The organism is Moritella dasanensis ArB 0140 (genome assembly GCF_000276805.1).
Classification (GTDB): domain Bacteria; phylum Pseudomonadota; class Gammaproteobacteria; order Enterobacterales; family Moritellaceae; genus Moritella; species Moritella dasanensis.
This window is the reverse complement of record NZ_AKXQ01000035.1, coordinates 1-22,140: the sequence shown is the minus strand read 5'-3', so window position 1 is coordinate 22,140 and position 22,140 is coordinate 1. Positions and strand designations below refer to the sequence as shown.

The 22,140-nt window shown below is 39.0% G+C and carries 18 protein-coding genes; 10 read left to right on the top strand and 8 right to left on the bottom strand.

Annotated elements, in window-relative coordinates:
- Window positions 1–47: 47 nt before the first annotated feature.
- Window positions 48–1,460 carry a pyruvate kinase PykF gene (gene pykF, locus A923_RS0120405; RefSeq protein WP_017223549.1) on the bottom strand — a complete coding sequence of 471 codons (1,413 nt, stop codon included), beginning with the start codon at window positions 1,458–1,460 and terminating at the stop codon, window positions 48–50.
- Window positions 1,461–1,866: 406 nt separating this feature from the next.
- Window positions 1,867–2,808, bottom strand: coding sequence for a lauroyl-Kdo(2)-lipid IV(A) myristoyltransferase (gene lpxM / locus A923_RS0120400; RefSeq protein WP_017223548.1), 942 nt, complete (start codon window positions 2,806–2,808; stop codon window positions 1,867–1,869).
- Window positions 2,809–3,360: 552 nt separating this feature from the next.
- Between lpxM and asnB the strand changes: the two genes are divergently transcribed.
- On the top strand, window positions 3,361–5,028 hold the full coding sequence (gene asnB, locus A923_RS0120395; protein WP_017223547.1) for an asparagine synthase B: 1,668 nt from the start codon (window positions 3,361–3,363) through the stop codon (window positions 5,026–5,028).
- Window positions 5,029–5,241: 213 nt separating this feature from the next.
- Here the strand turns inward: asnB and A923_RS0120390 are convergent, their stop codons facing one another.
- Window positions 5,242–6,522: an acetyl-CoA C-acetyltransferase gene (locus A923_RS0120390; protein WP_017223546.1), complete on the bottom strand. Its 1,281-nt coding sequence runs from the start codon at window positions 6,520–6,522 to the stop codon at window positions 5,242–5,244.
- A gap of 479 nt (window positions 6,523–7,001) precedes the next feature.
- Between A923_RS0120390 and A923_RS0120385 the strand changes: the two genes are divergently transcribed.
- Window positions 7,002–8,417, top strand: a complete 1,416-nt coding sequence (locus tag A923_RS0120385) for a 3-oxoacyl-ACP reductase (protein WP_017223545.1) — start codon at window positions 7,002–7,004, stop codon at window positions 8,415–8,417.
- Window positions 8,418–8,443: 26 nt separating this feature from the next.
- Here the strand turns inward: A923_RS0120385 and A923_RS0120380 are convergent, their stop codons facing one another.
- Window positions 8,444–9,460, bottom strand: coding sequence for an AraC family transcriptional regulator (locus tag A923_RS0120380; RefSeq protein WP_017223544.1), 1,017 nt, complete (start codon window positions 9,458–9,460; stop codon window positions 8,444–8,446).
- Between the two features lie 253 nt (window positions 9,461–9,713).
- Here A923_RS0120380 and A923_RS0120375 point away from each other — a divergent pair, with 253 nt between their 5' ends.
- The 4 genes from A923_RS0120375 to A923_RS0120365 all read left to right on the top strand — a co-directional run bounded on the left by A923_RS0120375 (window position 9,714) and on the right by A923_RS0120365 (window position 13,178).
- Window positions 9,714–10,610 carry a MaoC/PaaZ C-terminal domain-containing protein gene (locus A923_RS0120375; protein WP_237716260.1) on the top strand — a complete coding sequence of 299 codons (897 nt, stop codon included), beginning with the start codon at window positions 9,714–9,716 and terminating at the stop codon, window positions 10,608–10,610.
- A gap of 89 nt (window positions 10,611–10,699) precedes the next feature.
- A complete protein-coding gene (locus tag A923_RS22575; RefSeq protein WP_237716258.1) occupies window positions 10,700–11,827 on the top strand; it encodes an AMP-binding protein in 1,128 nt (375 codons plus the stop codon).
- Window positions 11,800–12,159 carry a hypothetical protein gene (locus A923_RS23290; protein ID WP_237716256.1) on the top strand — a complete coding sequence of 120 codons (360 nt, stop codon included), beginning with the start codon at window positions 11,800–11,802 and terminating at the stop codon, window positions 12,157–12,159. Before A923_RS22575 ends, A923_RS23290 begins: the two co-directional genes overlap by 28 nt.
- Window positions 12,160–12,440: 281 nt before the next feature.
- Window positions 12,441–13,178 carry a copper homeostasis protein CutC gene (locus A923_RS0120365; RefSeq protein ID WP_017223542.1) on the top strand — a complete coding sequence of 246 codons (738 nt, stop codon included), beginning with the start codon at window positions 12,441–12,443 and terminating at the stop codon, window positions 13,176–13,178.
- A gap of 102 nt (window positions 13,179–13,280) precedes the next feature.
- Here the strand turns inward: A923_RS0120365 and A923_RS0120360 are convergent, their stop codons facing one another.
- Window positions 13,281–13,604: a YqfO family protein gene (locus A923_RS0120360; RefSeq protein ID WP_017223541.1), complete on the bottom strand. Its 324-nt coding sequence runs from the start codon at window positions 13,602–13,604 to the stop codon at window positions 13,281–13,283.
- A 167-nt stretch (window positions 13,605–13,771) separates the two neighbouring features.
- Between A923_RS0120360 and A923_RS0120355 the strand changes: the two genes are divergently transcribed.
- Window positions 13,772–14,563 (top strand): ion transporter, encoded by a 792-nt coding sequence (locus A923_RS0120355; RefSeq protein ID WP_017223540.1) that lies wholly within the window; start codon window positions 13,772–13,774, stop codon window positions 14,561–14,563.
- 16 nt (window positions 14,564–14,579) lie between these two features.
- Here the strand turns inward: A923_RS0120355 and A923_RS0120350 are convergent, their stop codons facing one another.
- Window positions 14,580–17,288, bottom strand: a complete 2,709-nt coding sequence (locus A923_RS0120350) for a hybrid sensor histidine kinase/response regulator (RefSeq protein WP_017223539.1) — start codon at window positions 17,286–17,288, stop codon at window positions 14,580–14,582.
- Window positions 17,289–17,383: 95 nt separating this feature from the next.
- On the opposite strand from A923_RS0120350, the gene A923_RS0120345 reads away from it, so the two are divergent.
- Window positions 17,384–17,863, top strand: coding sequence for a hypothetical protein (locus A923_RS0120345; RefSeq protein WP_017223538.1), 480 nt, complete (start codon window positions 17,384–17,386; stop codon window positions 17,861–17,863).
- Window positions 17,864–17,866: 3 nt separating this feature from the next.
- Entirely contained in the window at window positions 17,867–18,913 is a 1,047-nt protein-coding gene (locus A923_RS0120340; RefSeq protein ID WP_017223537.1) for a hypothetical protein, read from the top strand.
- 150 nt (window positions 18,914–19,063) lie between these two features.
- Here A923_RS0120340 and A923_RS0120335 read toward each other — a convergent pair whose 3' ends face one another.
- A complete protein-coding gene (locus tag A923_RS0120335) occupies window positions 19,064–19,720 on the bottom strand; it encodes a hypothetical protein (RefSeq protein WP_017223536.1) in 657 nt (218 codons plus the stop codon).
- A 9-nt stretch (window positions 19,721–19,729) separates the two neighbouring features.
- Window positions 19,730–20,941 carry a 23S rRNA pseudouridine(2604) synthase RluF gene (gene rluF / locus A923_RS0120330; RefSeq protein ID WP_017223535.1) on the bottom strand — a complete coding sequence of 404 codons (1,212 nt, stop codon included), beginning with the start codon at window positions 20,939–20,941 and terminating at the stop codon, window positions 19,730–19,732.
- 262 nt (window positions 20,942–21,203) lie between these two features.
- On the opposite strand from rluF, the gene A923_RS0120325 reads away from it, so the two are divergent.
- Window positions 21,204–22,052 carry a CvfB family protein gene (locus tag A923_RS0120325; RefSeq protein ID WP_017223534.1) on the top strand — a complete coding sequence of 283 codons (849 nt, stop codon included), beginning with the start codon at window positions 21,204–21,206 and terminating at the stop codon, window positions 22,050–22,052.
- The last annotated feature ends 88 nt before the right edge of the window (window positions 22,053–22,140 follow it).

Below are 22,140 nucleotides of genomic sequence, written 5' to 3'. Positions count from 1 at the left end.
AAAAAAGAGAGCATACGCTCTCTTTTTTATAATATCAATCTAGCAACTTAAAGTTGGTGAACTGATGCCGTATTCGTTGTGCCAGATGGTACAAGCGCACCTGAAACCATTACCACGATATCGCCTTCTTTCGCTAAACCAGTTGCTAGCGCAAGTTCTTTACCTTTACGGTAGAACTCATCAGTGCTATCAATCTGTTCAACGATACAGCTGCTTACGCCTTTAGTAAGGCATAATTGTTGTGCTGTTTTTTCGTTAGTTGTAATCGCTAAGATATTTGCTTTCGGGAAGTACTTACGTACTGACTTAGCAGATTTACCACCACGAGTAGCAACAACAATCAGGGGTGCACACAACTTCTCAGTTGTTTCTACTGCACCTTTACACACAGCTTCTGTAATACGCATGCTTTTAGCAACAATGTTAGCACCTAAGTCAGATGTCATTGAGTTATCAGTACGTTCACAGATATTAGCCATAATAGATACAGCTTCAACTGGGTATTTACCTTTAGCTGTTTCGCCAGATAACATAACCGCATCTGTACCATCAAGTACAGCGTTCGCAACGTCGCCAGCTTCAGCGCGTGTTGGACGTGGGTTACTGATCATTGAATCAAGCATTTGTGTTGCAGTAATAACAACTTTACCTGCTTTATTACATTTTTTGATCATCATTTTCTGAGCCATGATCACTTCTTCAACTGGGATCTCAACGCCTAGATCGCCACGAGCAACCATAATACCGTCAGATTCAGCCAAGATTTCGTCGAAGTTATCAACACCTTCTTGGTTTTCAATTTTAGAGATAATCTGAATGTTTTCGCCGCCGTGATTAAATAATACTTCACGGATTTCTCTTACATCGTCAGCTTTACGAATAAATGATGCAGCAACGAAATCAACTTCTTGTTCACAACCAAACGCAAGGTCAGCTTTATCTTTTTCAGATAATGCAGGTAGGCCTACACTGATGTTTGGTAAGTTAACGCCTTTGTTTTCACCTAGTTCACCGGTGTTTAACACAGTACACTTAACTTCAGTGTCTGTCGTTTCCACAACTTTCATTTCAATCAGGCCATCATCAACAAGAATGATTGCGCCAGGATTAAGGTCTTTAGCAAAACCAGCATACGTAACAGCAACACAATCTTTATTACCGACAACGTTAATGTCAGTTGTAAATGTGAATGACTGACCGACAGTTAATGTTACATCGTTACCATTTTCTAATTTAATCGTACGGATTTCTGGACCTTTAGTATCCAGTAATACTGCGATTTTTTTATTTAGGTTTTCAGTTACTTTACGGATGTTTTGAATACGAACCGAGTGTTCAGCAAAGTTACCATGAGAGAAGTTTAAACGCATAACGTTCATGCCTGCATTAACAAGCTCTGTAAGTTTCTCTACTGATTCAGTTTTTGGACCAATTGTACAAACAATTTTAGTCTTTTTCATTCTTATAGCTCCGTTGGGATATTTTATATTCTTGTAAAATTTGTGTTGTTACTTAATTCTTGTTGTTAGTTATAGTCTAGATGAGATAGTTATACTTATAACTGAGAATGCGACTATAAATAATTTATTAATTGAAACGCCATAGCTTTTACTGAAGCGATATAGCTTTCATATGAAACTAATTGTAACAAGTATCGGTTGAAATAAATAGAGAGCGTGACACAAAGAAAGACAGAATCTGTACCTAGATCAAGTTTGTTTGTCTATTTAGACTAAAAACAGAACAAGGAAAGCCTAAATCATCGATAGATGTTACAAGAATGCATGCTTTTGTTATTACTTTAGGGGGTATTAGAAGGTAATAAACACCATATCTAGCGATGATTATGGTGTTTATTAAAATAATTTAGTAGATTTTTTTACCATCGGGACGTGTTCTTAACAATCTTAGCGTCCACATGTATTGATCAACGCCACATTCGATCAGTGCTTCAATCTCTTTATTCATCATCACCGCATCTTGTTCTGGGCTTTCAGATGGGAAATTTTGCATTGCAGGTCGAATAAAGGTTTCAAATTTACCCAGTGTTTCATTATAAGCTGCGTATACAGGTACAACAGCCGCATCTGTTTTTTGCGCTAATTTACCCATGACTGGTAACGTCGCTTTTTGGGTGGCAAATAATGGCGCAAACACACTGCGTTTTGGTCCATGGTCTTCATCTGGCAGGTAATAACAACTTTCACCACTTTTAAGTGATTTGACTAAAGCACCGAGCCCTGCCCTGCGGTGATAAACAGTACCACCAAACATAGCGCGCTGGCGTGTCATCAGCCAATCGAACAACTCATTATCGGAACTATTAAACATAGTACAAAATGGCGCGCCATAAGAAGCAATATGTAAGCCTGCAAAATCAATAGCGAAACTATGCGGCACTAATAAGATACAAGCTTTACCTTGTTCAAGTAATGGGAATAAATTCTCGCCACCATGTACTATCATACGATTACGATTATAGGTACGACTACGAGCGCTTGGCTCTGCATAACTTAAGATCGTTTGACAAAAAGTAACTAGGTTGACCATGATAATACGATCTTGCTCTGCATCATCCATCTCAGGAAAACACATAGATAAATTGATCTTTGCTACCTTCTTACGCTTTGCCATCATTTTTAGACTAAATAATTTTTTCGCTATAAATCGAGCAAACTTATCGCGTGGCTTCACTGGCATAAAAGCTAATAAGTATATTGCAAACACGCCGAACCACACAGGCCAAAACTTGGGGAGTAAAAACATTTTTTTGAAAGAAAGGTCGTACGGTTTATATTTATCAGACATAAAATTTTATCAAACCTGTTTAAATTACAAAGATATTACAGACAACATGCTGATTAGTTTATGCAGTTATGCTTGCGAATCCAACTATTTTTTATATTTACCCTGTTATTTGAACACTTTTCATAAATTATTGAGCAATGTCTATGATCTTAATTGCCCAGCTCATCCTGAACTATTGGGTAAATAGCCAATTAAACCATTAATTTTAAATATATTTTACACTTATCCTTAATTGCCATTGAGCTAAAGCTGTTTATCGTGATAAATTTAACTTATGTGGATTATTAAGGCATTAGCGTTATTTACTTAATACCACATTGCGTTGAATGGATTCAATCATGCTTACTTTACTCATTAAGTTTTACATTAGTCTATTCCCGCGCATCAAATTATCGAATTGTTATTTTAAACACACGTTAATTATCGATTCCACATTGAAAGCGAACTTTTATAAAAGTTTTATCAATTTTAATTGCATTAAAATTACAATGTGGCAAATTAGACACACTATTTAGAAAGTTAGCTGCAAACGCAGCATAGAAGGAATTAGTTATGTGCTCAATATTCGGAATTTTAGACATCAAGTCAGACATCAAACCTCTTCGTGAAAAAGCATTAGAGCTATCAAAATTGTTACGTCACCGTGGCCCAGATTGGTCAGGTATCTATACGAATGATAATGCTATTTTAGTTCATGAACGCCTTGCAATTGTTGATGTGAATAATGGTGCACAACCGTTATACAATGAAGAAAAGACGCACGTACTTGCGGTTAATGGTGAAATTTATAACCATAAAGATTTGAAGAAAACATTAAATGTAGATTTTGAATTTCAAACAGAATCGGATTGTGAAATTATCCTTGCGCTATATAAAGAGAAAGGCACACAGTTCTTAGACGATCTAAATGGTATCTTTGCTTTCGCATTATATGACGAAAAAGAGGATGCTTACCTGATTGGTCGCGATCATCTTGGTATTATTCCACTGTATACTGGCTATGACGTACACGGTAACTTCTACGTGGCATCAGAAATGAAAGCATTAGTACCTGTTTGTACGCAAATCGAAGAATTCCCTGCAGGCCATTACCTGTGGAGTAAAGATGGTAAAGTGACACCGTATTACCAACGTGATTGGAAAGAGTTTGATGCTGTTGCACAAAACGGCGGTAGTAAAGAAGTAGTGAAAAAAGGCTTAGAAGAAGCCATTAAACGTCAGCTAATGTGTGATGTGCCTTATGGCGTATTATTATCTGGTGGTTTAGATTCATCTGTCATTTCAGCGGTGACTCAACTTTATGCAAAACGTCGTATTGAAGACGGTGGTAAATCTGAAGCTTGGTGGCCACAACTACACTCTTTCTCGGTAGGTTTGAACGGTTCTCCAGATTTAGCTGCTGCACAAAAAGTGGCAGACCATTTGGGTACTATCCATCACTCGATTGAATTTACAGTACAAGACGGTATCGATGCATTACGTGATGTTATCTACCATATTGAAACATACGATGTAACGACTATTCGTGCGTCAACACCTATGTATTTGATGGCGCGTAAAATTAAAGCGATGGGCATCAAAATGGTACTTTCTGGTGAAGGTGCTGATGAGTTGTTTGGTGGTTACTTGTACTTCCACAAAGCGCCTAATGCGAAAGAGTTCCATGAAGAAACGGTTCGTAAAGTATCTAAACTGCATATGTTTGACTGCCTACGCGCAAACAAATCTATGGCTGCTTGGGGTATCGAAGCACGTGTTCCTTTCCTAGATAAAGAGTTTGTCGATACTGCAATGCGTATAAACCCTGAATTGAAGATGATCACGGGCGATCGCATCGAGAAAAACATCATTCGTGAAGCGTTTGAAGATTTATTACCAGAAGAAATTGTATGGCGTCAAAAAGAGCAGTTCTCTGACGGTGTTGGCTATTCTTGGATTGATCAATTGAAAGTCCACGTTGAAGACGCGGTATCAGATCAAATGCTAGCAAGTGCGGCATTCAAATTCCCGATCAATACACCAGATACCAAAGAAGGTTACTACTACCGTGCAATCTTTGAAGATCACTTCCCGGGTGACTCAGCGGCTAATTGTGTACCGTTTGGTAAATCTGTAGCCTGCTCAACTGTTGAAGCGTTAGCATGGGATGCAAGTTTCCAAAACAATGCAGATCCTTCAGGTCGTGCAGCGGGTGTTCATAACGAGGCTTACGAAGATTAATCTAACCTTCATATTTTGGTAAGTTTATCTACAATCAAGCAGCACTTCGGTGCTGCTTTTTATTATCCATACATTACTACCAACTGAAATCAACCACAATATAGATATCATCAAGTGCTTCCATACATTTATACACGAACATAAAAAAACGCTAATACTCTGCAGTATTAGCGTTTATTTTTATATTCGTTTACCTAGCTATAAGCTGATAGCTTATTTTTCTAGAATAGCCGTGATACCTTGACCACCAGCAGCACAAATCGAGATCAAACCACGACCTGAACCTTTCTGGTCAAGTAGCTGTGCTAATGTAGCGACAACACGACCACCAGTCGCAGCAAATGGATGACCCGTTGCTAAGCTGCTGCCTTTCACGTTTAACTTAGTCATATCAATTGAACCAAGCGCAGCATCTAGACCTAGTTTTTCTTTACAGAATTTTTCATCTTCCCAAGCTGCTAATGTCGATAAAACTTGCGCAGCAAATGCTTCATGAATTTCATAATAATCGAAATCTTGTAAAGTAAGACCTGCACGCTTAAGCATTTTTGGTACAGCATAAGCTGGCGCCATTAACAGACCTTCTTTCTTATCAACAAAGTCGATAGCTGCCGTTTCGCCAAATGTTAAGTAAGCTTGTACAGGTAAATTATGTGCCGCAGCCCACTCTTCACTTGCAAGTAATACCGCAGATGCGCCATCAGTAAGATTGGTACTGTTACCCGCCGTCATCGTGCCGTTAACTTTATCAAAACAAGGTTTTAATTTAGCCAGTTTCTCAACAGTCGTATCTGCACGTAATACGTTATCTTTCGTTAGACCAGCCATAGGTGATACTAACGTATCGAAGAAACCTTCTTCATATGCAGCAGCTAATTTTTGATGACTTGCACAGGCCAATGCATCTTGTGCTTCACGTGAGATATTCCACTCTTTCGCTGTTACTTGACAGTGATCGCCCATTGCCATTTTGGTTCGCGGTTCTTTATTTGCAGGCGTTAGCGGCGCAAAGTGTTTAAGACGTAGACGAGATAGCGCTTTCAAACGTTGCTTACCCGTTTTAGCTCGATTAAGCTCAAGTAATACACTACGCATGCCTTCACTGACTGCAATCGGTGCATCAGATGTTGTATCAGAACCACCAGCAATACCGGCTTCGATTTGACCAAGGGCAATTTTGTTTGCTACTTGGATCGCCGCAGCAAGGCCAGTACCACAAGCTTGCTGAATATCATAACAAGGTGTTTCAGGAGCAAGACCTGCGCTTAGTACAGCTTCACGAGTTAAATTGAAATCACGTGAGTGCTTAATTACCGCTCCTGCAACAACTTCACCAAGTTGCTCACCACGTAGGTTATATTTAACCACCAAACCACGGATAGTTTCCGTCAGCATGTCTTGGTTACTTAGTTTTGAATACGCTGTATTTGAACGTGCAAACGGGATACGGTTACCGCCGATAATTGCTACTCTTCTTATTGTTTGACCTGTCATGGTTTATTCCTTTAATTTAGATGACTAATACCCAAGTTACTTCAAGATGCCATATCAGAGACGACCAGGGATATCAGAGCAAGGCGCAATATGTAGAGAATGGTTATTCCATTTTCATATATTGTAACGCTGTGCTGTTATTCCTGTTCGCCTCCCGTAGGGCAAACCGAATGAAAGTATCTTGGGTATAAATATGCCCGTAGCACATTAGACGTAAGATACATTAATGTAACATTGTTGATACAAGTTTAAAATAAAAACTCTAACTTGGTTATTTGTTGATCAGAGTAGGATAAGATTAAGATTAAAGTCTTATCATTATAATTTACTTGGTATTTGGTTATACTATATCGATTAACGATGTAATGAACTGGTCTATTTATTATTACGTGATGGCAGATAAGTCATAGTCATCAGATAATTTTTAACACATGCTCAGCGTCGATATTAATGTTGTTCACTATAACAAGGATAAAAAAATGACGGATACGTATACAAAACTAGCCAATGGCAAGTGGACATCAGGTTTATTTAAAGCACTTAATCTTCCGCAACCGGTCACACTGACACGCTTCTCTCAAGGATCAGATCTTATTTCTGGCCATTTACTCATCGGCGCAGCGAGCAACAGTAAGTTAATTCAGCCTATTCTCGATACCTTTAGCGATGCTGAACTCACGATTTCTTATCCTAATTGCACATCGCACCTTGCTGACCTTAATGCTGAGTTTAATAAGACCTCACTCGTTGCAACGCCAATCAGTCTTAATACAATTACTAAATCAGACCGATTCAACGGTATTATATTTGACGCTTCTGGTATTAAGAACAGTAAACAATTGAGCGCTTTACACCGTTTTTTTCAACCCGTGATTAAACAGTTAGCAGCGTGCAGTAGAGTGATTGTTTTAGGCCACCCTAGTGAACATCTTGACGATGTGAGTTATGCGACAGTACAGCGTTCTTTAGAAGGATTTTGCCGCAGTGTCGCCAAGGAAATAGGAAAAAATGGCAGTACCTGCCAACTCATCTATGTACAACCCGGTTGTGAAGCCTTGCTACAAGCCCCGCTCCGCTTCATGGCATCGGCTAAATCAGCTTATATCTCAGCACAAATTATTCATGTAAAACCTGGCGATATTCGGGGCTCAATTAACCTTGCTAAACCGTTAGCAGGAAAAACGGCACTGGTTACCGGCGCATCCCGTGGCATTGGCGCGTCCATTGCTGAAACACTGAGTCGTGATGGTGCACATGTTATTTGTCTCGACATTCCCCCATTGCAACAAGATCTAGAGAAGATTGCACACCGTTTAAAAGGCCATGCAATTGTCGCAGATATTACCGCTGATGACGCTCCCGCTATCATTGCTGATTTTGTACGTGAACACTCGCTTGATATCATTGTCCATAATGCTGGGGTTACGAAAGATAAGACCCTTGCGCGTATGACGGATAATCACTGGGACGTACTCATGGACATTAACGTGTCTGCAATGGAAAGGATCAATGAAACGCTATTAAACGAAAACCTGCTGAATGACTATGGGCGAATTATTTGTGTGTCTTCGATGAGTGGTATTGCAGGTAACTTTGGTCAAACTAATTATGCGACGTCTAAAGCAGCTATCATTGGTTATGTTGATGCAATGCAAAAACCACTGGCCGAAAAACACATCACCATTAATGCGGTTGCACCCGGTTTTATTGAAACTAAAATGACGGCTGCAATTCCGTTTACCGTGCGTGAAGCTGGGCGTCGAATGAATTCATTAAAACAAGGTGGTAAACCGGTTGATGTCGCTGAAGCGATTGCCTTTTTTGCTCAACCACAAGCGGCAGGTATCACCGGTAATACCATTCGAATTTGTGGTCAATCACTCATTGGCGCTTAACATTAGATAAGGGATGAGGCTGATTATTAAGTTTTAGCCTCATTTCCCGCAGACTTACTACGGCGATATTCAATTGGCGTCATTTTGACCCAACGTTTAAACGCACGATAAAAAGTACTTGGCTCTGAGAAACCGGTTAGGTATACAATTTGATCGATAGATTCATTCGTATTCGCCAACAGCTTTTTAGATAGCTCACAACGAAAATCAGCTAATATCTGATTAAAGTTGTAATCAATGTCTGCCAATTTGGCACGTAACATACGTGGTTTCATATCCAGTTCTGTGGCAATACTTTCTAATGTCACTACTCCCGACTCAAGTTGTTGCGCTATAATTTTTCGCACTTTAAAGACTAAATCTTTGAGTTCTAGCTTGGCGATTTTACGACTTGCTAGTTGCTCATGTAAGGTAAACAATTCGGGTTCAGCATGTGATGAAGGTCGGTCCAGTAAATCGGCATCAAAATAAATATAATTGTCCGCGGCAGAGAACTCAAGTGGACACTGGAATACGTTGGTATATGCCGTTAAATTTGCAGGGCTAGGATGAGCAAAGGCTATTTTTATCGCTTTGAATTCACCATCAGTGACATGCTGACAAAATTTAAATGCGCCGATAACTAAGCAATCATTCAAATGACGATTAGCATCTTCCGTCATCCCATCTAAATTAACTGATAACCTCGCAACATCACCTTCAATATGAATAGAAACACTTGCCGCATCGCTAATCAATCTGAAGTATTTTGTTGCACGTTCCCAGCCAGTACCGAATGTAGGACTACTCAAAAAAAGATACTGTAAAACCTGACCTGTAAATACAGGCATGTGGTCACCTAGTGAAATGCCAATATCAGGATCTTTTGTCACACTTTCAAGGACCTGCCAGAAATGTGCTTGCGCATCATTAGGTGTACGCAAATCTTTATCATTCAATACATCTTCACTAATGTTACAACGAGAGAGGACTTCAGATACATCTATATCCAACTCTTTCATTGCCTCATAAGCAATGCGTAACAACACACCCGCATCTTGCATAATTATTCCACTTTTTAGCTTTAAATCTGTATTCAGAACATCACTTTAACATTATCAAACGTTTGAGTAACGAGTTTAGCCGAAGTTTTTGACCGAACTGCCATAAACCGATTACACATTCGCCAATCCAACTTCACTTACAAAAGTTTAACATAATTACTACATACGATTGCACGATATATTTTTCATGAGCGCTAAGCAGATAACATACTTAAGAAAACAACCTTTTATCACGCCTTTATACGTTAAAGCAGTGCTCAACACGTTAATCAAAACGATGACGAATACGTGGTCAACACAGGCTTTAACCCAGCAATATTGCGTCAGTGGCCAGACCATTGAACGCCGTAATTTAAAGCGTTATATTAAATTTTGTAGATTCAGTAATTCAGATTATGTACCTGTAACGTATCCGTTTGTTATTGCTTTTCCCCTGTTGATGCGACTAATGACATCTGCACTGTTTCCTATTTCTATACTGGGACTCATCCATTATAAAAATAGCATAACGCAACATGCTCCAATCCTTAAAAATGCAATATTGACCATCATATGTAGTGCTTGTAATGACAATACCACCGTTAAAGGTCGCTTCATCGAGACACAGATTGATATTTTTGTGAACGGTCAATTAGTGTGGGCCTGTACTTCGACGTTCTTACAGAAATCCAGACAGAATAAAGCAAATAAGCACTCACAATCCGCCGAATCCTCCTCTGGTAATAATGTACTCGGTCCTGATAATAATGTATTACGCCCTGATAATAATGTACTGCTTGATGCGCAAAGTATGCAGACTGTTTCTTCATTTGAATACCATCGACTCGACGCACTTAAATATGCCTATATCTCCGGAGACACAAACCCAATCCATTTACACTCTATTCCTGCAAAATTAATGGGATTCAGGTCAACCATTATGCATGGTATGTTCGCCAAAGCACATGTGCTTGCACAGTTAGAAGCGGTTATTGACATTCAACACATTAGTATGGAAGTTCAATTTAAAAGTGCTATTTTTTTACCTACTCAAGTTTGTTTGAACGTCGCATTATCACCAAAAAACAACACATTTAGCTTAACAAATTCAAATAAACGCGTGACCCATTTATCTGGTGTCATATACCCATTACTTAACAAAACGAATTAGCTTATGACTGTTATAACCGGCAAACAATTTTCAAAAGTACACTCAATATACTAAAGACGCCAAAGCCAATAATTAAAGGGCTGTGGAACTTGCAACAGGCAAATCCAGAACGTTTCATGTCTATTGGTTTATTACTAGAGCAACAAGCGGTTAATAATTCTGATTTGATTGCGATACAGTTCAAAAATCAACGCTACAACTACGAAGGACTGAATCAACAAGTCAATCAATATGCGCATTTCCTAGATGAATACGGCATTTGTAAAAATGACAAAATAGCGATCATGCTCGACAATCGCCCAGAAACAATTATTGTCGCCCTAGCGGTGGTAAAGCTGGGCGCGATTGCTTGTATGATAAATACGACACAACGCAACGCGATCCTCGAACATAGCCTTGCGGTTGTCGATACCAAATTGCTGATCGCAGATGAAATATATATATCTGCCATTGATAACATCAAAACGAAGATGTCTGCTACATTACAACAGAATATTTTTTATATACCGGCATTAAAAAAAGTAATACCAGCGCTTGAATTTAGAGATATATCAACGTTGGTATCGAATTACTCAGTACTAAACCCTGACTCCACGGCTAAGATTCAACTTAAGCATTCTGCGTTTTATATTTTCACATCGGGTACAACAGGGTTACCAAAAGCAGCAAGAATGAGCCACCATCGCTGGTTTAAATCAATGGCAGGCATGGGCATGGCTTCGTTACGTTTAACCGCTGATGATATATTATACCTGTCACTGCCCTTGTACCATAACAATGCGCTGACGGTGTCATTAAGTGCCGTATTTGGTAATGCTGCAACACTCGCACTCTCTGAAAAGTTCAGCTCAAGTCGATTCTGGGATGAAATACGTGAACATAAAGCCACTGCGTTCACTTATATCGGCGAGCTTTGTCGTTATTTATTAAATGTGCCCGAAAAAAATAACGATAAACAACATAACCTTAAAAAGATCATTGGTAATGGTTTACGCCCTGAGATTTGGGATGAATTCCAGCAGCGATTTGGCATTGAACACATCAATGAATTCTACGGTGCAAGTGAATGTAACCTTGTATTCACCAATGCCTTTATTTACCTCATACAGCCGGTTTTACCCCACTTGCTTTTACCGTTGTCGAATATGATATCGACAATGACGAACCTGTTTATAATGGCGAAGGGAAAATGCTCAAAGTCAAAACCGGTGAGGTAGGTTTGCTTTTAACGAAAGTAACCAAGCGTTCACCATTTGATGGTTATACCGATGACAAAGAAAGTGATAAAAAACTATTTAAATCGGTATTGAAAGACGGTGATTGCTTCTTTAATACTGGTGATTTGGTCTATTACCAAGGTTTCCGTCATATTGCCTTTGTCGATAGATTAGGGGATACATTCCGTTGGAAGGGTGAAAATGTTGCGACAACACAAGTAGAAGGCCAACTTAATGATTTTAAACATCTGAATTCTATCAACACATTACTTCTGTGCTGCCAAATTATGCGCAGCCTGTATTTATACGTCTTCGTACGCAGCAAGAAGTGACGGGCACCTTTAAATACAAAAAAACGGATTTAAAAAATGAGTCATACCTACCTAACGCTGCTGAAGAAATTATTCTAGTGAAACACCCTATTATGAACAGCTACACAACTTTAGATAACAACGCAATAGATGCAATTGAGCAAAAGCTATTGTCTTTCTAACCACAGCATCGCTGTATTTTTCCACAATTATTGATCTAGGTGACCTTCGTCGCCTTTTGCTCTTCCAAATTGAATAAAACGACCTATGCTAGCTTTATTACTTTTGATAAAGAGAAACATATGACGATTACGATAGAGGTATGTGTCGATAATATAGAGTCGCTTCTTACCGCTCAACAATCTGGTGCAGACAGAATTGAGTTGTGTTCCGCATTAGCGTTAGGTGGGTTAACGGCCAATGCCGGTTTTGTTCAAAAATCTCTTGATTTAGCGACTATCCCGCTTTATGCCATCATTCGTCCTCGCGCAGGTGACTTTGTATATAGTGAACAAGAAGTGGATATCATGGTTTCTGACATCAAATTCATGACGTTACTTGGGATCCAAGGTGTGGTTATTGGGGCATTAACCACCGAGGGTGATATTGATGAAGTGGCATTAAAACGGTTAATGTCAGCGTCGCGTGATATTGGCGTTACGTTCCACCGCGCATTTGATTTATGTAATGATCCTAAAAAAGCACTCGAAATTTTAATCGATGCGGGTTGTGAACGTATTTTAACATCAGGACAACAGGCCACAGCAGAGCAAGGTTGTGATTTAATTAAAGATTTAGTTGCCCAAGCTGGTAACCGAATGAGTATTATGCCCGGTGCAGGTGTAAGTCCTCAAAATGCAACAAAAATTATTAGTCTTACTCAAGTCAGCGAATTGCACCTTTCTGGTAAAACTACGCGAAAAAGTGCAATGAAACCGAGTGCGACAGTGCAAATGGGCACGGAAGCTGAAGCCGATAGTTTGATTTCAGTCACTTGTGCAAAAACAATCTCAGACTTGGTTAACGTGGTGAATGGATAGATAGACACACAGTGCGAACCTCACTAGGGCTGTTATTCAATGAGATGCGTCATCATTAGCGTTAGCCATTAATAATCTGCGCTATCAAAGCACAATTATATCCTAAGGAAAATCATCAAGATTAACGGTTTGCAGGATATGATAAGCAGGTTCCTCATAAGGGTGAGCAGATTTTAGCGCGTTAATTGCTGCCCTTAGGTTCTCTGTACTACAAACAATTTCAACTCTAAACTCATCGACTAGCGTCATCTCATCTAACGTGCCGATATGTGGCTGACTACCCTGCAATGGTTTAAACTGGCCAGTCCCTAAACATTGCCAGGCACAACTATCATAATCACCAATCGACCCAGCTCCCGCGTTAAAGAGCGCTTGCTTAACCGTTTCCGCGTTAACTTGCGGCACATAAAAAATAATCACAAACATATATTCTCTCTCCCCTTAGACTGTCACCAATCTTATTGACGTCGCAATTATTATTTACCTCATTATTATTTACTTAGCTATATTCACGTCATTAATATAAAAATATTTTGTTATGCTGTGTACTAAGGTTTATATTAATGAAATCAATGAACCAAGGCAGCTAACTTGTGCGAACCAAAATCAAAACTGACGTTAAAAGTAATAGTGATGTAAATCCCTTTCAGATCTTCATGCTGATCTTATCTCTGCATGTCGTGGTCTCGTCTCTACTTCAGCTCATCTTTACTTTTTCAAGTAATGTCACTGAAATATTAACAAGTGTAGACAATACCATTTGTTTATTCTTTTTCACTGACTTCGTTATTCGCTTTTATCAAGCCGAGAATAAACTGCAGTTTATGAAGTGGGGCTGGATTGACTTGCTGTCGAGTATCCCGATGGTCGAACAGCTGCAATTTATTCGCATAATCCGTATTGCGAGAGTATTAAGATCGATCCAGCATATCCGGTCATCAAAGATTATCTTTAAAATGATATTTGAACATCGCTTTAAAGCCACCTTCTCGCTCGTATCTGCAATCTCATTTATCCTTGTCACCTTTGGTGCTATCGGCATTTTATTATTAGAGCAGGAGCAAGTAGGTAGTAACATCAACACTGGTATCGATGCACTTTGGTGGTCATTCGTGACAATAACAACGGTTGGTTATGGCGACCATTACCCTGTGACAACCGGTGGACGTATCATTGCAGCGCTGCTAATGACTGCCGGTGTGGGTTTATTCGGTACGTTTACCGGATTCATCTCTTCATGGTTTGTTGATGGTGGCGACAAGTCTATACAAAAACAAGCGCTAAGTGATACCGCATTACAGACCGAAATGACGGAACTGAAGCAGGATATTGCTGAGCTAAAGCTATTAATTACTCAACAATCCCATACTTTGAAATCTAAATAACAACGCCAGTACCATATTAAGCGGCACTTGCTAGCCGCTCAATTTTATCAACCAGTACATCTTTTTTAAATGGCTTCGCGACATAGTCATTCATGCCGACATCGAAGCAGCGTTGAATGTCCGCGTCCAATACACTTGCGGTTAAGGCTATAATAGGTGTTGCTGGCAACGCAGAAGATTTCTCCCACAAGCGGATTTGTTCCGTTGCCGTAAACCCATCCATTATCGGCATCATACAATCCATCAAGATGGCTTTATATTGATGCTGACCAGAACATACCATTTCAACAGCCTCTTTGCCGTTATTGGCAATCTGACTATCATACCCACACTGTTTGAGCAGCAATGATGCCACTTTTTGATTAATTAAGTTGTCTTCGACAATCAAGATAAGCGAATCATCCGTGGCCCCCTTATCTTTTTCAATTTGCAGTGCTTGCTCTGAAGCCAAATCATCGGTCAAAGGACCCGCTATTCCCGATGGGGATTCAACTGTATTGTCCAGTGCAGAATTCATTGCTTTTAATAACCGATTGCCAAGCAGTGGCATAGTAACCAAACCATCAATCCTATTATCAAAATCATACTTATCATCAGCATGAGATTGCACCAACACAACGCTGTATTCGAAAGTCTGTTTATTTAAAAAATCTATGTCCTTTAAGGTTAACTTGATACTGTTTTGGCAGTACATAATCAAGTGATTAACATCGTGTTCAGCCGCGTTATTTATCGTTAGACTGTTGACGAAATCTTGCGTATAGGCCAACGTCGTTATATCGGTTATATGATTACGCGCTAACTCTGCACGTATAATGTCAGAAAAAGCCATTTCATTTCCAATAACAGTCACTTTGGTATTGGTAGGTATTATTTTCTGACCCCGTTCTTCGGCAATAAATTCAGCTTCAATAGTGAAGTAAAAGTCACTGCCCTGCCCTTTAATAGAATCAATGCCGATTTTTCCGCCCATTAATTCAACTAGCTGTGTGCTAATGGCTAAGCCTAAGCCTGTCCCACCGAATTGACGTGTAATAGAACCGTCTTCTTGGGTAAAGGGTTCAAATATTTTCTGTTGTTTATCTTCTTCTATCCCAGTACCTGTGTCTGCAACAGAGAAACGCAACTGAGTTTGTGAATTTTCAAGTACTTTACAACCCAGCGTTAAGCTAACTTGCCCGCTCTCGGTGAATTTAACGGCATTAGATAATAAGTTCATTAATACCTGACGTAACCGGTGTTCATCGAGTAATAATTCATTTGGTAATTCGGGGGCAATGTTAACCATAAAATCGAGATGTTTAGCGGCGGCACTCGGAGTAACAATGGCAACGGTATCGTAAATGACTTCACGTAGATTGCAACAATGAAGCGTAATAGCAAGGTGCCCGGATTCAATTTTAGAAAAATCCAAAATATCATTAATTAAAATAAGTAATGTTTGTGATGAATTTTCAATCGTCGCGAGGTGATCTTGCTGAGTTGGGGTCAATTTGGTATTTGCTAAGATGTTAGACATGCCTATCACACCATTTAGCGGTGTTCGGATCTCATGCGACATATTCGCTAAAAATGAACTTTTGGCGACATTTGCTTGTTCTGCAGACTCCTTGGCTTGGATTATCTGTTTTTCGTTTATGTAACGCTCTTCAATAAGGCTATTCAGCATTTTTGCAAACGCACTAAACTCATCATTACCATCAATTTTAAGTTTTAATGAATAATCATGCTTGTCTTCAATCTGCGTAAGTGTGGTTATAATTACCTTTAAGTTGCCAAGAATGCGTTCGATTAGCTTCCAGCCTAAATAACCGGCACAAAATAATAGCGCAGTAATAAAAATAGAAAAAGCGACAACATGCATTTTGGCTTCTGCAACTTTAGCTTTAATTTTAACGGATAAGTTGACCCCCACATTCGAAACAACCTGACTAATAAGCGCTAAGCGTTTATCTAACGCAGATATATCATAATGACTCGCATTCGCTTGAAAATGTCCATTCTGGATCAAGTTACGTAAAGCATAACTATCGATAAAGGCCTGATCAGAAAAAGTGTTCTGTAAAAGGGAAATCTGACTATTATCAGCACTTATCGCGATGAAGCGTTCAATGAAAAGTTGTTGTCTTTCGACAATAGACGGTAACAATACTTTTGCATCGTCGCCAATGCCTCTGACGATAAGATTAATATACCAGTTTTCTTCATTAGCCCAAAAATAGAGCCATTGCAGTTGATATAATACTTCAAGATTGCTTTCTATTTCTTTATCATTAAATTCAAGGTGATTTTTTTCTAGTATAAGCAGTAACTGGCTTGTAGAGTCTGATATCCAACTTGACCAATCATTAACATCTTCAGCACTTATATAAGTAAACTCTTCTTCAACACCTTCTAAATCTGATAATAACTCAATCGCACTACTGCCATCTTCCAAAGCAAGTGGCGCTAATTTTTTCAAGTTCGCGACAGATACTGAGAATGCATCAAGGTTGCTTTGCTTACTGGTACTATCCTCAGATAGCTTAGCCACTCTTAACGTATGCAGTAAGGAGTTCAACGCTAAAGATTCAGTTAATAACTCTATTCTAGACTGCAACTTATTAAGTACTGTTAATGTAGACACAGACTCACTGACTCTATCGCCAATCAACAACGTGAGTAATAATAATGGGCATAATAATAAAATGATCAGCCGCTTTTTGATCGATAGCGTATTTAGCATAAGTTTTTGACTTCCATGTTAAATTTAATTTGTTATTTACTCTTATTGTTACTAACTTAAATGATAGATAATAGAATCGAAATTAGCAGGTAAACATGTTTAAAGGATTAAACTTACACAGTTTTTGCGTTGGACTACTCATTATTTCGCTCTCACCACCACTTTCAGCCTCAGTGAAAGAAAACATTGGTGAGGATGAGGGGCGGAATTTCGCCGTATTCTCATTAAATGATTCTTTTCCAGCGCTTAGTAAAAGCAAAGTAAGGATGATTTATAAAGGAAAAGTAAAACGAATCAACAAGGAACATATTGATCTTGTCGATTTGACGGAAGAGAACCACGACAAAGCCAATTTTTACCAAAACCTTCTTGGAAAGTCGCTATCTCAGATGAACGGCTACAGAGCCAGTTTGGCATTTTCAGGCAAAGGTAACTTACCCGTAACAATATCAAACAACGACATTGCATCCATTATTGATTGGTTAGAAGATAATCCTAATGGTATTGCTTACGCCACCATCAAGTCATTACCAGAAAATGTTAATGTTTTATTCGTTTTAGATCCGGAGGAATAAAGCATGAACATATCCAAAATTTGCTTTATAGCAACAACACTATCAATCAGTACGTTCGGCGTAAATGCGAAATTGAATCTGACCGATGATATATCCATCAGTGGATTTGGCTCTACATCAATCACCCAATCTGATAATGAGACCCCCTTATATGTAAATCATGAAATCACCGACGACACTTGTTACGATTGTGATACGACATTTGGTTTACAAGGTGATATCCGTTTTAACGACAGCTTCAATGCGTCAGTTCAGGTTGTTAAACGCCCTCAAGATAATTGGTCGTCACCCGAGCTTGAATGGGCTTATATAGGTTATAGTGTGGCCGATTTTAATTTTAAAATTGGTCGATTGCGACTGCCATTATTCCTCAGCTCAGAGTATTACTATGTCGGACAAGCTTATACTTCTGCCCGTCCTCCACAAGAAGTCTATAACTCAATCTTAGGACTAACGTCTTATGATGGACTTTCTGCGACCTGGGATATTGAAATAAACGATGAGAGTTATTTAACACTCACACCTTACATCGGTATTGAAAGTGATGCGCAGGTGGCTGTAGAGTCAGTTAGATATGATTTTGATATTGAAAAAACGGTGGGTTTATACAGTGAACTAAGTGGTTTTGATTACCGTATTATGTTTAATTATTCACATTTCAAATATGCAGTTGAGTTAAATTATCAAGGATTTTTACAACCATATGCTGCGGATAGTATTAATATTTATACCTTAGGTATTGAGAAGTCATGGGACCAATTGATGTTAACAACCGAAATGCTCATCGATACGATGCATTTCAATTGGTATTCAAGCTTAGCGTATAATATGGACCAATTCACACCTTATATTACTTATGCTGAATCACATCATGACCAAAAAAATAACTCGCTGTTATTGGGTGTTCGCTATGATTTGACAACGACAGTGTCGTTCAATGCAGAATGGAAATATACAGATGCAAACGGTGGTGATAATGGTGAGCTAATCGGATTCCCTGATGATCTTGATGCACAATTGTATACATTAATGCTTAATTTCATCTTCTAATGATTACACTCTATCTAAGTCATTGACTGAGTAATTGACTGAGTAATTTACTGGTTAATTGCCTGATTGAAGCGAAAACTGAAAACGCCACGTGATGATAATTTAACATCACGTGGCGTTTTCATATCAGCTTTAGTTCATGTAACAAATCTAGGCCTGGTTCTCGACGATATCAGCGATAATTTGAATACGTTCAGCAGCCGTGATATTGAGGTATAAACGGCTAATACGCACCGAATAACCAAACTTATCTTTACCTAATAACTTAACAAGCTCTGGCAACAATATCGCGTCGAGATGAAATGTTTTGATGTAATGTTCAATAGCATGTTCAATACTGACAAACTCGGTACCATCAAAGGCAAATCCACCAGCCTCATCATCAGCTTCAAGCGGGATACCATCAAGACACAGCGGCCAGCCCGAGTAGTTAACCCTTTCCTTTGCCATTGTATACATCATCCATGCACTGCGTTTGAAACCTTCAAATGCAGCACCTTCAAATTCGGAGTCTTTAAGCTCTTGCTCAGTCCAATTTGAACCTATGCTTAACGCTTTTTGATATTTCCGTGTTAACGCTGCTTTTACAGCATTGCGATATTGATAAATAGACTGACAACGGGCTTTTTTAACCACTACCAGACACTCGCTACATGCAGGCACAGATAAAGGCTCATGCGGCGCGTAGGGTATATCATCGACAGAATATGGAATATTAACAGCATCGTTAGATGGTTCACCACAAAATAAACAGGTGTAGCGAGCATTAAACGGAATGTCTATCTGAGCGTAATTATCAACTGACATTATATCTGACTACTTCTTTTTCAACGAGAGAGTGCCTTTCACACGCGGCGCAGCAGGCTTTGTATTACTCGAATCCTGTTTTGCTTTTTCATTTTCTGCGATATCAGCAAAACGAGTTTTTGATTTTTCTTTTTCTTTCTTGTTAAAACGCGCTCTTGATGCAATCTGCTCATCAGAGTAAGTCGTCGCTTTAGCTTGTTTCCAAACATCATCAGTAGACTCATCTGTCGATTCATCTTGGTGACTATCAACAGCAGTCTTTACTGCATTTTGAGCCCAGAAATCGCCAATCGGTTCATCTTGCTCATCGAAATCAGCGTTTGCTTCACCTTGATTCCAAAAGTCAGACGTTGATTCTTCATTCAAAACTTGACCCGCTGTCGGAGCATAGTCACCATAACCAAATCGTTTTTGACGTGCGGCACTATTCACACCACGTTTAGAATGCAGACCTTTTGTTTTAGGCTTTTCCTGGCCGTAGTCAGAAGCTTCTTCAGTACTACTTGAACTTTCAACCATGCTGTTTATCTCAGCCATTTCTTTATCAGTAAGCAGACGCCACTGACCTGTACTTAGCCCTTTCATATCGATGTTCATAATACGTGTACGTGTAAGTGCTTTAACTTGAAAACCAAAGTGTTCACACATACGACGGATCTGTTGATTCAGACCTTGCGTTAAAATTATTTTAAATTCAAAACGACTTTCACGTGTCACTTTACACGGTTTAGTGATCGTATCTAAGATGGGTACACCGCGCGCCATATCCGTTAAGAATTTATCTGTCACGGTACTATCAACCTTGACTGTATATTCTTTTTCGTGCGCATTACCGGCACGCAAAATTTTGTTAACTATATCACCGTCATTGGTCAGGAAGATAAGACCTTCAGATGGTTTATCAAGACGACCAATTGGAAAAATACGGGTACTGTAATCAATAAAGTCGATCACGTTACCTTGAATGTGACGCTCAGTTGTACAGGTAATACCTTCTGGCTTGTTTAAGGCAATGTAGATACGCTTTTGTTTTTCTTTTACTGGCTTACCATTTACAGAGACCACATCATCATCTGACACTTTCGTTCCCATTTCAGGAATAACACCATTGATAGTTACGCGACCTTGCTCAATTAAGCGGTCCGCCTCGCGGCGAGAGCAGTAACCTGTGTCACTGATATATTTATTAAGTCGTGTTAGTTTAATGTCTTGTTGTGTCATGATAATTTATACTAATATTAAGGGAATTGGGAATTGCGCAAAGGTTTTGAGAATTTAGACTTCAGAAAAAACGCAATTAAGTGCGCGAAGTATAACAGAAGGCATTATTATCAAGCAATATTAGTGCATATATTTAACCTTTCTAGTAATTAATATTAATTCATCCGCAAATATTGGGTTTTTTTCGCGCTTCGTGGTACATTGCCCACATTATTGGGTGATCTATAATAACCCTCATTATTTCAAGACAGAGCAAAGAACTATGGCAGAATTAGGTAAGTTAAATACCTTAGAAATTATCAAAGAAACTGGATCGGGCTTCTACCTGGACGGCGGTGTATTAGGTGAAATACTATTACCTTTTACAAACTCACCAATGGATATTGATATCGGTGATGATCTTGAGGTATTTATCTACCTTGATTCAGAAGACCGTATCATTGCAACAACGCAAAAAGTACTGGGTGCTGTTGGCGAATTCGTCATGCTGAAAGTAAAACAAGTAAACAATGTTGGTGCATTCCTCGACTGGGGTTTAGACAAAGATTTGTTAGTTCCTTACAGCGAACAACGCACTCCATTACAAGTAGGACGTGAATACCTTGTTGCTATTTATTTAGATCGTATCCACGGTCGAATCACTGCAACAACTAAACTAGACCGTCACGTAGATAATGTGCCGGCTCGTTACAAAATACACGAAGAAGTTGAAATTACGCCAGTTGACCCAACTGAACTTGGTTACAAAGTGATTGTAAACAATACTCATTGGGGCGTTGTTTATAAGAACGAAATGTTTAAGAAATTAAACCGTGGCGAAAAGCAAAAAGCATATATTCAAAAAGTGCGTGAAGATGGCAAAATTGATATCCTGCTTAACGAACCTGGTCACGGTAAAGTGTCTGACTTCAGCCAAGTTTTATTGTCAGAACTAAATAAACACGGTGGTTTCATGCCAGTGACAGATAAAACTGACCCTGAAACAATCTCTCGTTTATTTGGCGTAAGTAAGAAAACCTTTAAAAGCGCTGTAGGTCAATTATTCAAGAAAGGTATCATTGATATCGTTAAGACTGGTAACGTCGGTTTACAAGTTAAAGACAGCGAATAATATACGTTAGCCTAGTTAAGGGACAAGCTATAAAAAATAGAGCGTTCTGAAATTAAAGTTAATAGTAATAAAAATGGAAGCCAATTGG